Below are 15,130 nucleotides of genomic sequence, written 5' to 3'. Positions count from 1 at the left end.
ATGATTTATCGGCGTATGGCCGATGGCAGAGGGTCCTTCTGTATGCCCCGAAGGGGCGGGCGGCAGGGCCAGCCGGTCGTACTTCATGCCCGAGGGGCGCACGCTATGACGCGCGGCGGAGTCAGGTGGTCCTTGTCTGTGCCCGAAGGGTGCGCGGTATGACGGGCGGCGGGCAGGTTATGGCCTTTCGGGCCTTGGCGTACTGGCTGATGAGGTATCGGCGGACGTGGCAGGGCACCATCGTGGTGAGTGTCGCCAATCCGATCCTGTTTCTGCTGGCGATCGGGGCCGGGCTTGGGACGCTCGTTCAGGAGCCGGTGGAGGGTGCGTCCTATCTGGCGTTCTTCGCGCCGGGGCTGCTGGCGGCGGCCGCGCTGCAGAACGCGTTCGTGGAGGGCGGGTTCGTGGTCAACAGCGCGCTGCGGCGGGAGCGGATCTATCCGACCGCCGCGGCGACGCCGCTCGAACCCGGGGAGATCTTCGCCGGGCATCTGATCTTCATCACGCTGCGGCTCTTCATCAGCGCGGGCGCGTTCGTCGTGGCGATGGCGCTGTTCGGGCTGATCGAGAGCGTCGCGGTGGGGGTGGTGATCACGCTCGCCGCCACGCTGACCGGCCTCGCCTTCGCCACGCCGCTGGCCGCGTGGGCGGTCACCGCGCGCGACATCTCGCAGATCAACACCGTGTTCCGATTCGTCGTGATGCCGCTCTATCTGTTCTCCGGCACTTTCTTCTCCATCGCCCAGTTGCCCGAGCCGCTGGAGACCCTGGCGCGGATCACGCCGCTCTGGCACGGGGTCGACCTGTGCCGGACGCTCGCCCTCGGGACCGCGTCGCTCGGCCCGAGCCTGGTGCACGCCGGATATCTGGCCGGGCTGGCGATCGCCGGGGCGCTGATCGGCCGGGTCACCTTCCGGAGGAGCCTGCACGCATGATCCCTACCCTGCCCCGCGCCGGGGGCGCGCACCTGGTGGTGCTGCGGAACCTCTGGGTGCACAAGGGCGGCAGCCCGTGGACGATGGCGCTCTTCTCCATCTTCGAACCCATCCTCTACCTGCTGGCCATCGGCGTCGGCATCGGCGGCCTGGTCGGTGATGTCCCCGGCGTCGAGGTTCCCTACGCCGTGTACGTCGCCCCCGCCCTGCTCGCCACAGCCATGATGAACAGCGCCCTGGAAGAAACCGGCCAGTCCGCCTACGCCAAGCTGGCCTTCGACCGCTTCTACCACTCGCTGATCGTCACCCCCGTCACCGTCACGGGCGCGGTCACCGGCGAGGTCCTCTGGGGCATGCTCCGCGCCCTGATCACCGGCACCGGCTTCCTCGCCGTCATCGCCGCCTTCGGCCTGGTGCAATCCCCCTGGATCCTCCTCGCCGTCCCCGCCGGCCTCCTCATCGGCTTCGCCTTCGGCGCCGCCTCCCTGACCTTCACCGGGTACGTCCGAGGCTGGCACGATTACCAGTACATGCAGCTGATAATGCTGCCGATGTTCCTCTTCGCCACCACCTTCTACCCGGTAACGGTCTACCCCGAGCCAGTCCAACTCCTGGTCGAAGCCCTCCCGCTCTACCACGCCATCGAACTCGTCCGCGGCCTCGCCCTCGGCCGCCTCGGCCCCAGCCTGCTACTGAACGCGGCATACCTGATCGTGTTCGGCACGCTCTTCCTGACCTGGGCACGCCGCCGGTGGGGACGATTGCTGACTAGCTGAGCACGCCGACGAATGCTTCCGCCAACTCGGCCATGTCCTGCTGCCGGTAGGCGTGCTTATTGAAGATCATCGACCCGGTGAGCGAGCCGTCCGGGCGCTCGGTGACGAGGAGCTCGGGCGGGTGGGTATCCGGATCGTCGTCGGCGAGACGCCATTCCATAACCGGCCCGGCGGGAATGACGAACTCCTGAGACGGCAGTCCGGGAAGGTGCGCCGGACGGCCCCAGCTTTCGAAGCGGAAGTACGCCGGGTAGGGGACCAGGTCGTGCAGCCGCGCGAAACTGTGGAACTGGTGGTCGTTGGCGACAAGCGCGGCCTGCCGCACCTGCGCGATGACACCCGCACGGACGCCCCGAGGGACGTCATCACGGGCGCCTTCAGGTACGCCCGCACGGACGCCCTGAGGGACGTCTTCAGGGACGCGTTCGTGGATGTCTCCAGCGCCGTCTTCGCGAATGCTTTGAGGGACGCCTTCGTGGATACCTTCACGGACGCGTTCGTCGTTGCTTTCGTGGCTGGCTTCGCTGGCGGTATCTCGCCTGGTGGGGTCTTCGCCGTTGGGCGCTCGATCGGTGGTGTCGTCGTCGAGGCGGACGCGGAGGAGGTTCCAGCGGAACAGGCAGCCGATGGTGGCTTGGAATTCGGGGCGGGAGCGGCCGGTCACTGGGGTGGCGAGGACGATTTCGGGGGAGCCGGACCAGGCGCTCAGGGTCGTGGCCCAGGCGGCGGCCAGGACCATGGCGGGGGTGGCGTTGTGGCGGGTGGCCAGGTCACGCACGGGAGGAATAGTGAAATCGTGGGAAATCGCGGCGCAGAGGGTCACCGTGGGGGAGCGGCCGGGGAGGTGGGGGAGAGTGCTGGGGGCTCCCGCCAGGGTGCTCGTCCAGTGAGGGCGGGTTCGGTGCCATTCGCGGTGCTCGAAGGCGACGAATTCGGCGTACTGGGTAGGCGGCGGGAGGGGCGAAGGGGCTCCGTGGCTGAAAGCCGAGTAAAGGACGCCCAGTTCGCGTAAGAGGACCCCCGCCGACCAACCATCGAAGATCATGTGGTGGGCGGCCAGGACGAGGACGGCCGATTCCGCGCCGCTGGTGGGCCGTACGCCACCGTCGCGGTTGGCGGGTCCTCTGCCGTTGGCTAGTCCTCTGCCGTTGGCTGGTCCTCTGCCGTTGGTGGGTCCGGCGCTGTTGCTTGGTTCGGTGGGGTTGGTGTTGGTGGTTGAACCCGTGCCGCCGGTGGGGCCGCAATCCCGGTAAAGGCCGCCACCGGCGGCGGGTTCTGCCGCGTCGCTCTTGGGTCCGCCGGGGAGGCGGATTAGGGCGGCGCGGAGTAGAGGGCCCCGGCCGATGTCGAAGGGGGCGCGCACGAGGTCGGCGGCGAGTCGGCCGGCTTCGGGGAGATCACGTGCTTCGTGGAGGGTGACGCGGATGTCGGAGTCTGGGGCTGTGATGGCTTGGCCGGCTCTGAAGACGGTTCGCAGGGCTTCGTGTCTTCGGGTGAGTTCGGCCAGGCAGAGGTTGAGGAGTGTTGGATCGAGCGTGCCGTCGATCTGGACGGCGACGTGGACGGGCGGCATGTGCCGGGTTTCGGGGGTGGCGTGCATCCAGTGCCACCAGTGCTCCTGAACCCCGGACAGCCCGCCCAGCTCGGGCGACATTTCTGGATATGTCGTGTCCTGGGTGGGCGTGTGTATGAGGAGTTGCTCGGCTTGGCTTGCCAGGGTCGGATGGTCGAAGGCGAGGGTGCCAGGGACTTCGACACCGAACTCCGCAGCCGTCCGGGTGGCGAGCTGACTCGCTTTGAGTGAATCGCCGCCGAGCGCGAAGAAGTCGTCATCGGGACTGGTGACCGGTAGGCCGAGCACTCCACTCCACAGCCGGGCAAGCGCCTGCTGCCCGGGGGTCTCCAACGGCCGTCCCCCGGCACTTCGCGTGACCGTGAACAACTCCCGCAGTTCACCCTTGACGACCTTGCCCAGCTCGTTCCGGGGCAACACGTCGACGAAGGCGTACCGCGTGGGAATCTCATTGCGAGCCAGTCGCTGATGCAGAAACGTCCGGAGCTCGTCGGCCCCGATCGGGCTTTGCGACACCACGGCCGCGGCCACCATCGCCCCCATCACCGGATGCGGTACCCCCAGCACCGCCACATCGGACACCGCCGGATGCTCCCGCACCGCCGCCTCGACCTGCAACGTCGAGATCTTCAACCCACCCGACTTGATCACGTCGGACTCGCGCCCGATCAGATACAGATAGCCGTCCTTGTCGAGGTATCCAAGATCCCCCATCCGCGTCCAGCCCCGCTGGAACACCCGCTCACTCGCCTGCGGATCCCCGTAGTACGACCGCTGCGCGGCGGGCGCCCGCAACCACACCTCCCCGACTTCCCTGACCCCGGCCGTCCCCCCGTCCTCGCCGGTGATCCTGAGATCTCCCGACTCGGTCGCCCGCCCCACCGAATGCGGCCGCCCCGGATCAACGATCATCGTCGTCTGGGCCGGCACCGCCTCGGTCGAGGTGTAGAAGTTCACGATCGTGGCCTTCGGGAAAGCCTCGGGAAGCGCGACCGCCACATGCGGAGGAAGGGCGTCCGCCGATGAACTGAGCAGAAGCACAGAAGACAGATCATGTCGCTGCCACGCTCCCGAATTCAGCAGGTCAACGGCCATCGACGGAACCAGGAACACCGTCCCGACCCGACGTTCCGCGATCAACGCGCAGAACCGCTCCGCCTCGAACACCGACGCGACGACCGCCGCCGGATGCGCGACGAGCGTGTTGACGAGCATCATCTGCCCCGCGTTCGTACCAATCGGAAACGCATGCAGAAAATGCTCCGAATGCGACAACATCCGATAAGCCGGATGCGGCCGATGCCCGAACGCCAAATTGGCATGACTGGCCGCCACCCCTTTGGGCCGCCCCGTCGTCCCTGACGTGTAGAGAATCTGCGCCAAATCACCCGGCTCGACCAACGGCTCCTCACGGCTTCCCCACAGGGCGCCCCTGAGGACGGGCTGTATGCCCTTGCTTGCCGGGACGAGGCCTGGCGGGTGGTTCGGTCCGAGGTCGAGTTGGGTGATCCCAAGGTTGGTCCCTACCGGAACGACGTTCGGGTGTTCGGGTGCTTTGGGGTCGAGAGGTTGGTCCAGGATCCAGCGGGCCTGGCAGTCGTCGATCATCAGCTGGAGGGTGGCCGGGGATTGGCGGGCCGGGAGGGGGACCGCCACGCCGCCCGCGCGGAGGACGCCCAGGAAGGTGACCGCGTAGTCCGTCCAGCGCTCGTTCTCGAACAGCAGGCCGACCCGGTCTCCGGTGGTGAGACCGCGTCCGAGGAGGGCGGACGCGGTGGCGTCAGCCCGTTCGTCCCATTCCCCGAAGCTCAGAGGCGCGCTGTCGTCGCAGCTCAGAGCCGGTCTTGACGGTTGCTCCCTGGCTCTTGCCCGGAGCAGCCCGGGGAGTGTGACGGTCATCGCCTGCCTCTTCCGCAGCCGTGATTGATCTCTCGGAGTAAACCATCCCGAACGAATCATCACAAGTATCTAGCAAACAGATGCAATTTCTAGTCATACTCACGAAATAAGCGATCGTTGGGGCGGTTCAATGGAACACGTTCGAATCTCTGTCCCGCAGAGCGGCATCTGGTTCAACGAGCAGCTCAGTGACCTGGGGGCGGTGCATCACATGCCGTTCGCGGTCCGGTTCGCCGGTCCGGTCGATGTTCAGGCGCTCGGCCGCGCGTGCGCGCGCGTGGTGGCCAGGCATCCGATGCTCCGGGCCGCGGTCCGGCAGTCGGACGGGGTTCCGTACCTGGTGGAGGGGAAACCGGTCCGGGTCGAGCTCGGTTCGGATCCGGGTATGGAGATCGCCCTGCCGTTCGACCTGGAGCGCGGGCCGCTGGCCCGGCTGAGCCTGCTCGACGACGGGCGGCTGCTCGTCGTGGTGCACCACCTGGCCTTCGACGGGCAGTCGACCGACGTCTTCGTGGCCGATCTCGCCGAGTGTTACCGGGCCGAGGTGGCGGGGTTCCCGCCGGAGCTGCCGGTGTTCGGGCCGGGGGAGGATCCCGATCGGGAGGCGGCGCGGGTCGCGGCGGGGGTGCCGGCGGCGCGGGCGTACTGGTCGGGGCGGTGGGCGGAGCCGGACGAGGTGGTTCTGCCCGGGTTCGACCGGCCGGACCAGGAGGTTCAGGAGGGCGAGGCGGTCGAGTTCCGGCTGCCCGAATCCGTGCTCGGGGACGCCGCGGAGCGGCTCGGGGTGACGCGGTTCGAGCTGGTCGTCGCGAGCGTGCACGCGCTCCTGCGCAGATACGGCAACGAGCGCCCGGTGACCGCCCTGGATCTTGGGGTACGGCCTGCGGAGGCGCGTGGCCATATCGGTGTGTACGTGAACGAGTTGCCGTTCGCTTCTGAGCCGTCGCCGGCGATGGGCTTCGCGGAGTTCGCCCGGTTGGTGCGGGCGAATCTGCGGGAGCTATATCGGGTTCGCGAAGTTCCGCTGGGCCGGGCTGTTTCGGGGCTTCGGCCTGGGGTTTCGCTCGCGCCCGTGTCACTGACCTACCGTCGGCGGATCGCGCCGCCGCCGGGGATGGCGGTGGATTGGGTGGTCTTCAACGAGACCGCGCGCAATGCCCTGCGGATTCACCTGGTGGATGGGCCGGATGGGCTCGGCGTCATGTTCCAGTTTCCGCCGAGGTCGATCGCTCGTGCCGACGTGGAGCGGATCGCCGCGCATTGGCAGGCAATTCTCGCGCAGGTCACGAAAAATCCGGACACGGCGTTGCAGGAGTTGGATGTCGCCGATGGAACGGTCGTGGCGGGGGTGGATACGGCATACCCGCAGGTGAGCGCCCTGGAGTTGTTTGGGGAGCAGGTCGCCGACGCACCGGATGCCGTCGCGGTGGTCAGCGGGGATGCCCGGCTGAGCTATGCCGAGTTGGATCTGCTCTCGGGGCAGCTGGCGGAACGGCTTCGGACGGCGGGGGTCAGGGACGGTGACCTGGTCGCGCTGTCCGCCGGACGGTCGGAGCGGCTGGTGGCAGGCGTACTGGCCTGCTGGAAGGCGGGGGCCGCGTATCTGCCGCTCGATCCCGCGTACCCAGCCGAGCGGTTGGACTACATCTTGGCCGACTCGGGCGCGAAGGTTCTGCTCGCCGACCCGGGCACGCGACTGACGGGCGCGACCCTGGTCCGGCTCGACGAGCCTGCGCTCACGGCGTTGGAAGTTGCCGCGTTGGGCGAGCTGTCTACGGCGTCCGATGGTGCCGGGCTGGGCGAGCTCGCTTCCACTGCGTTTGATGGATCCGCGGACCACCTCGCGTATGTGATCTACACGTCGGGTTCCACCGGTCGTCCCAAAGGTGTTGAGATCGGGCATGGTGCGCTGACCAACCTGCTGCTGGCGATGCGGGACGAGCTTGACGCCAAAGCGGGAAATGTCTGGATGGCTGTGACCTCGCTGTCCTTCGACATCTCCGCGTTGGAGCTGTGGCTTCCGCTGATCACGGGAGGTTCGGTCGTCATCGCAGCCGAGCCGGACACCGCCGATGGCGCGGCTCTGACGAAACTCGCAAAGCAGCACGCGGTCACTCACCTGCAGGCCACTCCGTCCACCTGGCGGCTGCTCCTGGATGCCGGGTTCGCCTTCGACGGAACCGCTCTGACCGGGGGTGAAGCGCTCCCGTTGCCGCTGGCCGTGCAGCTCAGGCCCCGGGTTGGGCGGCTACTCAACATGTATGGCCCGACCGAGACCACCATCTGGTCCACCATCGCCGACATTCCGTCCGATCCCGCACGGATCAGCATCGGACGCCCGCTCGCCAACACCCAGCTGCACATCCTCGACGACAACCTCGCCCCGGTCCCCGCCGGTGTCCCTGGCGAGCTGTACATCGCCGGGGCCGGACTCGCCCGTGGCTATCTCAACCGGCCCGAACTGACCGCGGAACGTTTCCGCTCGGAACCGGTACGGATGTACCGGACCGGCGACCGCGTCCGGCTTCGCGGCGACGAGCTGGAGTTCCTGGGGCGTACCGACAATCAGATCAAACTCCGTGGCCACCGGATCGAACTCGGCGAGATCGAGGCGTGCCTGCTCGCGTACGCGAAGGAGGCGGCGGTCGCCGTACAGGACGGAAAGCTTGTCTCTTACACCGTCGGTGGTGGCTCTGAGTTGCGGCGTCATCTGGCCAGGCAGTTGCCCGCGTACATGGTGCCCGCCGCGTTCGTCGAGCTCGACGCGCTGCCGCTGACCCCGAACGGCAAGCTCGACCGTGCCGCCCTGCCCCGGCACGACGAGCCCGCCGCCCCGGCCGCGCCCGCAACGGGCGTGTCGCCGGAAGCCGCTGTCGCGGAGATCTGGGCGGAGGTGTTGGGTATGGATGGCATCGACCCCGAGGAGAGCCTTTTCGACCTCGGCGGCCATTCCCTCACCATCGCCCAGATCGCGGCGAGGATCCGGGACCGATTTGACGTCGACGTCCCGTTCTATGCCTTCTTCGACACGCCCACGATCGCCGGCATCGCCGCCGTGGTCAGTGATCGAGGCGGCCACGCATGACCCCGCTCACTCCCGGCCAGGAACGCCTTTGGTTCCTGCATCGTCTCGATCCGGCGGACGCGTCCTACAACATGCCGATCGCGCTGCGAATCCACGGTGCCCTCGACTGTACGGAGTTGCGGCGCGCGCTGGCCGAGATCGTTACCCGCCATGACGTGCTGCGCAGCCGCTTCACCGAGGAGGACGGCACGCCCGCCTGCGTCATCGTGCTCGACGACATCCCGCTCCACACGCGTGAAGCCACGATCGAAACGGTCCGTGATCTGGTGGCCGACCAGGCCAACCAGCCCTTCGACCTGGCCGACGGGCCGGTAGCCCGGTTCACCCTGTTTCGGCTCGCGCCCGGCGATCACGTGCTCTGCCTGGTCCTGCACCACATCGTGGCCGACGGCTGGTCGGTCGACATCCTGCTCCGCGAACTGGCCGACTGCTACGAAGCCTTCATCGCCGGACGCCCGTTCCCCCTCCCACCCCTCCCCATCCGCTACGCCGACCATGTACGCCGTTCGCGTGACGAAGCCACCGCCAGTCGCACGACGTACTGGACAGAAGCCCTAAAAGACGCCCCGCCCCTGGAGCTCCCCACCGACCACCCTCGCCCGGCTACCCGCTCCACCCGAGGCGCCCAGATCCACCACGAGATCCCGCCCGACCTCGTCGCCGCACTCGAATCCCTGGCCAGGGCGGAACGCGCCACCATTTTCATGGTCTACCTCGCGGCCTTCCAGATCCTCCTGGCCCGCCACTCCGGCCAGCGCGACATCACCATCGCCACCCCGATCATCGGCCGCACCCGCGTCGACACCGAACCCCTGATCGGCTACTTCACCGGCCTGATCATGCTCCGCGCCGACATCTCCGGCCACACCCCCTTCCGCGACCACCTCCGAACCACCCGCAATACCGCCCTCCGCGCCTACGACCAGGGCGAACTCCCCTTCGGCGCCCCCTTCCAAGCAATGTTCATGTACCTCCGCACCCAATCCGAACGCCCCCGCCTGGCCGACCTGACCGTAGAAATCTTCGACTCCGGCCTAGCCACCGCCAAAACCGACATCTCCCTCGACATCTACCAAGGCCCCACCCAAACCGGCCTCACCTTCACCTACGACACCGACCTCTTCACCCCCGAATCCATCACCGCCCTAACCGACCGCTTCCTCACCCTCCTGACCGCAATCAGCACCCACCCCCACAACAGGATCAGCCGCCTCGCCGTCATTCCCACGCCCGAACTGATCCAGCTCGACAACCAACAAACCGGCTTGCCGACGATTTCTTCGGAGTTGGGCGTGCTGACCAGTGGGGCGGGGGTCATCGGTGAATTCACTGGGCTGACCGGTGCACCGGACTGCGTCGCCGTTGAGTGCGATGGTCAGCACCTGACTTATCGGGATCTCGTCCGTCGTGTTGATGAGGTTGCCGCAGAGCTGCGCGAGCGTGGTGTTGGACCGGGGCATGTGGTGGGGGTTCGCCTCGGTCGGACGCTTGAGGTGGTGCCGACGCTGCTGGGGATCTGGCGGGTGGGGGCTGCTTATCTGCCCATTGATCCGGAGTATCCCGACGATCGAGTCGCCTACCTTCTGCGTGACAGCAAAGCGAGGTTGACCGTCGAGTCGGGTCGCGTGGGTGACAGCGAGGCGGGGCTGACCGTCGAGTCGGTTGGTTTGGGTGGCAGGGAGGCGGGGCTGGCCGGTGGCTGCGGGGCGAGGCTGACCATCGAATCGGGTGGCAGCGGGGCGACGCTGGTCGTCGAGTCGGGTGGTTTGGGTGGTGGTGGGCGAGCGGATGAGTTGATATTTCCGGAAACGTCGTCCGCGGGGTCGGGTGCCGCTTATGTGATTTATACGTCTGGGTCGACTGGGGTGCCCAAGGGTGTCGTGGTTGAGCGGCGGAGTGTGGCTGCTCGGGTGCGGTGGATGGTGGCGGAGTACGGGCTGGGGCCGGGGGATTGGGTTGCGCAGTTTGCGGCGTTGAGTTTTGACGCGCATGTGGAGGAGATCTTTCCGGCGTTGGCGGCGGGGGCCGCGGTGGTCATGGTGCCGGATGGGGGACGGAGTTTTCCGGACTTCTTGAGGACGCCCGGGGGGCGGCGGGTCACGGTGCTGGATCTGCCCACGGCGTGCTGGCATGAGCTGGTTCGGGATCTTGATGGAGTGGCCTGGCCGGAGGGGTTGCGGCTGGTCATTCTGGGTGGGGAGCAGGTTTCGGCCGAGGCTGTGTCGCGGTGGCGGCAGCGGTTCGGTGATCGGGTCCGGCTGGTCAACACGTATGGCCCGACGGAGGCGACGGTCGTCGCGACGGCGGCGGAATTGTGCGGGGAGGCGGGGAATCCGCCGATTGGGCGGCCGATCGGGGAGACCACCGTTCGGGTGGTCGACGAGTATGGCGAGCGGGTTCCGGTCGGGGTGGCGGGGGAGCTGCTCATCGGCGGTGTCGGTGTCGCGCGGGGATATCTCGGGCGGGCACGGCTGACAGCGGACCGATTTGTCCCCGACGCCGCCGGGCCGCCGGGTTCGCGGGTGTATCGGACCGGTGACCGGGTTCGGTGGCTTCGCAACGGCGAGCTGGAGTTCCTCGGACGGTTCGACGACCAGGTCAAGGTTCGCGGTTATCGGGTCGAACCGGGCGAGATCGAGTCCTGCCTGGCTGGCCATCCGGCAGTTGAGCAAGCGGTCGTCGTCACGCGGGACGGGGATCTCGTCGCGTACATCGCAGGCAGTGCCAGCCACGATGACCTGCGGCGATACGCCCAGCAGGCGTTGCCGCCGCATCTACTTCCCACCCATTGGGTAACCGTCAACGGCTTCCCCCTCACCGCGAACGGAAAACTCGACCGCAACGCCCTCCCTGCGCCGACAACCTCCCCATCGGCCTACATTCCCCCACGTTCCGAAGCCGAAGAACTGGTCGCCGAGATCTGGGCCGACGTCCTCGGCCTCGACCGAGTCGGCGCCGGCGACGACTTCTTCACCCTCGGCGGCCACTCCCTGCTCGCCACCCGCGTGATCGCCCGCATCCGCCACGCCGCCGACCTGACCATCCCCGTCCGCACCATTTTCACCCGGCGTACGGTCGCCGAATTCGCCCAGGCCGTCGAGGCCATCCTGGAGGAGGCGGAACGGTGCCCGACCCCCTGACCGGCGACCACGTCGCGATCGTCGGCGCCGGCCTGGCCGGCTCACTCCTGGCGATCTACCTCGCCGCCCGCGGCCACCGCGTCGAAGTCTTCGAACGCCGGGCCGACCCCCGGCAGGGCAGCGCCAGCGAAGGCCGTTCCATCAACCTCGGCCTGTCCGCCCGCGGCATCCGCGCCCTCCGCCTGGCCGGCCTGTGGGAGAGCGTGCGCCCGCACACCGTCCCCATGCGCGGCCGCTACGTGCACCCCCGCGACGGCGAACCCTTCTTCCAGCCGTACGGCCAGGATCCCACCGAGATCCTCTACTCGATCCGCCGCGACGTCCTGGCCCGCGTCCTCGTCGAACAAGCCGCCCCGAACGTGCGATTCCACTTCAACGCCCCCTGCACCGGCATCGAACGCGACATCCCCGCCCTCACCGTCACCGGCCACGGCCGGCTCACCCCCGACTACATCGTCGGCGCCGACGGCGCGTTCTCGACCGTACGCCAGGAAACTCACCGCGGCCTGCCCGCCGATTTCCGCCAGGATTTCCTGGACTGGGGCTACAAGGAACTCCACCTCCCCAAAACCGACCACCTCGAAGCCCTGCACGTCTGGCCCGGCGAACGCGGCCTCATGGTCGCCCACCCCAACGTGGACGCCTCCCTCACCTGCACGCTCTTCATGCCGTACGCCGAACTGGCCGCACTTCCCGACGTGCCCGGCTTCTTCCGGAGGAACTTCCCGTCCGCCGAGATTCCCGACCTGGCCGACCAGTTCGCCGCCAACCCGGTCGGCCACCTGGTCACGGTACGCACCTCCCATTGGCGCCACGCCGACCGCGTCGTCCTGATCGGCGACGCCTGCCACGCCGTGTACCCCTTCTACGGACAAGGCATGAACTCCGCCTTCGAGGACTGCGTCGTCCTCGACACCTGCCTGGCGGCCCACCCGGCCGACCGCGCCGCCGCCTTCGCCGCTTACCAGCGGGCCAGAAAGCCGCACACCGACGTCCTCGCCGACCTCTCCGAGGACAACTTCGTGGAACTCCGCGACCGCCTGCGCTCCCCACTCCACCGCGCAAAAAAGCAACTGGACACCCTGCTCAGCCGCGCCTTCCCCGGCCGCTGGCACCCCCTCTACACCATGATCAGCCACACCACCATGCCGTACGGCGACGCGCTTGACCGCGCCCGAGCCCAGGACCGGCTGGTCCTGCGCACCGCGCTGGCCGGGCTGCTCGCCGGCGCAGCCGTCCTGGCGGCATGGAAACGCAGGAGGCACGTGCAGTGATCATCCACTCCGGCGACCCCGCGCTCCGCCTCTACGACGTGACCGAGGTCGGCGACCACCGCCACCTGCGCGCAGTGGCCGACTGGGCCCGCGAATACCTCTGCAACCCGCACCCCGACCTCGGCCGCCGCGGCCCGGTCTGCCCGTACGCGCAGTCCTCGATCGACCGGAATCGCTTCCATCTGGCTGTGTGGTCTGGTGCGCCGGGGACGGTGGATGAGGTGGTGAAGGCGGTCGAACCCTACCGAGCGTGGTTCACCGAGTTGGCTCCGCGGGACGAGCCGGACTCTCTCCACACCGCGATCCTGATCCTCTTCCCTGGTGCGTACGGCGAGTTGGAGCTCATCGACGCCGCCCAGAAGCGTCTCAAGGACCGTTACGTGCTGGACGGCCTCATGATCGGGGAATTCCACGACGGCCCGCCCGACAAAGCCGGCCTGTGGAACCCGCTCTTACGTCCGCTCGCGAGCCCTGTGCCGATGCTGGTCATCCGCCACATGGTCGCCACCGACCTGCCGTTCCTGGCAGACGACCCCGAACACGTCCAGGCATACCGCGCCATCTTCGGCGACCACGTCCCCGCCCATCTCCGCGACGTGGTGATCACCTGATGGCCGGCTTACGCGCGCGAATAGCCCGAGTATCAGCGACCCGCACCACGATCCCGCCTCGCGATCCGCAAGCCCCCATCCCCCTCACCCCCGCCCAGGAACGCCTCTGGTTCCTCTCCCAAACCAACCCGAACCCCGACACCTACCTCTGCTGGGCCGCCCACCGCCTAACCGGCCCACTCAACCCCACCCTCCTCACCGAATCCCTCACCAAAGTCGTCAACCGCCACGAAGCCCTCCGAACATCCATCACCGAAGAAAACGGCCACCCAACCCAGAAGGTCCACTCTCACGCCGGCTCGGTACTGGAATACGCGGACGTTACAGAGGGGAGCGGCCAGGGATCACAGGAAATCGATCCTCATGGCAACTCGGTTCCGGAATGCTTCGACTCGGCCGCAGGAATCCCGAAAAGCTCGAAGCCGGGTTCAGGGAATGTGGGAGGCGCGGATTCGGGTTCAGGCATCGCGGAAGGCGTGAATCCTGTCTTGGGGATCGCGGAAGGCGCGGAGCCGGGGTCTGGGATCGGTGGGCGGGTCGTTGAGTTTCTTGGGCGGGGTTTTGAGCTTGGGTCGGGGTCGCTGATCAGGGCTTTGCTGGTGAAGACGGGGGTGGATGAGCATGTGTTCGTGTTGTGCCTGCACCATTTGATCTCTGATGGCGAGACGGTGGGGGTGATCTTCGGGGAGGTTTACGCGCTCTATCGGGGCGAGGGTCTTCCCGAGGTGAAAATTCAGTTTCCCGACTACGCGGTGTGGGCCGCGGGGCGGAGGGACGCTGCGGAGGCTGAGTACTGGCGGGGGGAGCTCGCGGGCGCGCCTGGGTTTCTGCCGTTGCCGACCGATCGGGTACGGCCAAGCCGGGCGAGCTACCGAGGGGATCGGGTTTCGCTGCCATTGCCCGACGAGATCGGGGAGGGTATTCGGCGGGCGGACGGTACGCCGTTCATGGTGGTGATGGCCGCGCTTGCGGTGGTTCTGGCGCGGATGGCCGATGTGGACGATGTCGTCGTCGGTTCGCCGGTCAGCGATCGGCATCATCCGGATTTGGAGCAGTCGGTCGGGTTCTATGTGAACACGCTTGCGTTCCGTACCCGGCTGGAAGGCAATCCCGCCATCGGTGAGGTTCTAGCTCAGGTTCGGGAAACCACCATGTCCGGGCTCGACCATCGCGCCCTGCCTTTCGACGAGGTCGTGGACCTGATGGGCAGACGCAGAGCCCTCAGCTATAACCCGATATTTCAGGTCATGCTCGTCACCGGCGAAGCGGGATCCACCCAACACCCAGCCCCCGGCCTGACCGCCGAATCCTGGGCCCTCACCGCCCCACCCGCCCGCTTCGACCTCACAGTGATCGCCGAAGCCACCCACCTGCACTTCGACTACGCCACCGACCTCTTCGACCCGCCCACAATCACCCGCCTAGGCCACCACCTCCTCCGAGTCCTGGCCACCCTCACGACCACCCCCAACACCCGAATCTGGGACATCCCCCTAACGACCATCCCCGCCGACTCGATCCCCGCCAGCCCCATCCCCACCAGCCAAGCCCCCCGGGTTACCGACCTCATCGCAGCCAGGGCCGCAGCCACCCCGCACGCCCCCGCCGTCATCACCGAATCCGGAACCACCACCTACGCCGACCTACTACGCCAAGCCGACCGCCTATCCCAAGCCCTGCAAACCCTGGACCCCCACCCAGGAAGCGTCATCGGCGTCCTCCTCCCCACCTCATCCGACGCCATCGCCGCCATCATCGGCATCCTCCGCACCGACTGCGCCTACCTCCCCCTCGACCCCACCCACCCCCCAGCCCGCATCACCGAACTCCTCACCAC

General features: G+C 67.7%; 8 protein-coding genes and 1 pseudogene. 8 read left to right on the top strand and 1 reads right to left on the bottom strand.

Translation table 11 applies throughout. The annotated features are described in order from the left end of the window. Positions 1–209: 209 nt before the first annotated feature. Positions 210–935, top strand: coding sequence for an ABC transporter permease (locus tag Acor_RS31145; protein ID WP_170317156.1), 726 nt, complete (start codon positions 210–212; stop codon positions 933–935). After that, positions 932–1,711, top strand: coding sequence for an ABC transporter permease (locus tag Acor_RS31140; protein ID WP_155340343.1), 780 nt, complete (start codon positions 932–934; stop codon positions 1,709–1,711). The genes Acor_RS31145 and Acor_RS31140 overlap by 4 nt, the downstream gene beginning before the upstream one ends. Here the strand turns inward: Acor_RS31140 and Acor_RS31135 are convergent. Beyond that, entirely contained in the window at positions 1,704–5,183 is a 3,480-nt protein-coding gene (locus tag Acor_RS31135; RefSeq protein ID WP_155340342.1) for an AMP-binding protein, read from the bottom strand. The two genes, Acor_RS31140 and Acor_RS31135, sit on opposite strands and share 8 nt — an antisense overlap. Before the next feature lie 130 nt (positions 5,184–5,313). Between Acor_RS31135 and Acor_RS31130 the strand changes: the two genes are divergently transcribed. The 6 genes and pseudogenes from Acor_RS31130 to Acor_RS31110 all read left to right on the top strand — a co-directional run. Further along, positions 5,314–8,268 (top strand): non-ribosomal peptide synthetase, encoded by a 2,955-nt coding sequence (locus Acor_RS31130; protein ID WP_155340341.1) that lies wholly within the window; start codon positions 5,314–5,316, stop codon positions 8,266–8,268. Beyond that, positions 8,265–11,408: a non-ribosomal peptide synthetase gene (locus Acor_RS31125; protein WP_155340340.1), complete on the top strand. Its 3,144-nt coding sequence runs from the start codon at positions 8,265–8,267 to the stop codon at positions 11,406–11,408. Before Acor_RS31130 ends, Acor_RS31125 begins: the two co-directional genes overlap by 4 nt. Further along, on the top strand, positions 11,393–12,682 hold the full coding sequence (locus Acor_RS31120) for an FAD-dependent oxidoreductase (RefSeq protein WP_246239379.1): 1,290 nt from the start codon (positions 11,393–11,395) through the stop codon (positions 12,680–12,682). The genes Acor_RS31125 and Acor_RS31120 overlap by 16 nt, the downstream gene beginning before the upstream one ends. After that, complete coding sequence (locus Acor_RS31115) at positions 12,679–13,293, top strand: DUF6875 domain-containing protein (protein WP_155340339.1); 615 nt, start codon at positions 12,679–12,681, stop codon at positions 13,291–13,293. Before Acor_RS31120 ends, Acor_RS31115 begins: the two co-directional genes overlap by 4 nt. Continuing rightward, positions 13,293–13,622: pseudogene (locus Acor_RS46435) on the top strand (condensation domain-containing protein); the annotation flags it as partial. The gene Acor_RS31115 and the pseudogene Acor_RS46435, both read left to right, overlap by 1 nt. A gap of 282 nt (positions 13,623–13,904) precedes the next feature. After that, a partial coding sequence (locus tag Acor_RS31110; RefSeq protein ID WP_246239378.1) for a condensation domain-containing protein occupies positions 13,905–15,130 on the top strand: 1,226 nt, incomplete at its 3' end.

It is taken from the genome of Acrocarpospora corrugata (assembly GCF_009687845.1).
GTDB classification, from domain to species: Bacteria; Actinomycetota; Actinomycetes; order Streptosporangiales; family Streptosporangiaceae; genus Acrocarpospora; species Acrocarpospora corrugata.
This window is presented reverse-complemented; position numbering and strand designations above follow the sequence as displayed.

Bases quoted from the DNA above. Each gene is read 5' to 3' on its own strand.
- Acor_RS31145 (WP_170317156.1), top strand. From the start codon at position 210: ATGAGGTATCGGCGGACGTGGCAGGGCACCATCGTGGTGAGTGTCGCC.
- Acor_RS31140 (WP_155340343.1), top strand. From the start codon at position 932: ATGATCCCTACCCTGCCCCGCGCCGGGGGCGCGCACCTGGTGGTGCTG.
- Acor_RS31135 (WP_155340342.1), bottom strand. From the start codon at position 5,183: ATGACCGTCACACTCCCCGGGCTGCTCCGGGCAAGAGCCAGGGAGCAA.
- Acor_RS31130 (WP_155340341.1), top strand. From the start codon at position 5,314: ATGGAACACGTTCGAATCTCTGTCCCGCAGAGCGGCATCTGGTTCAAC.
- Acor_RS31125 (WP_155340340.1), top strand. From the start codon at position 8,265: ATGACCCCGCTCACTCCCGGCCAGGAACGCCTTTGGTTCCTGCATCGT.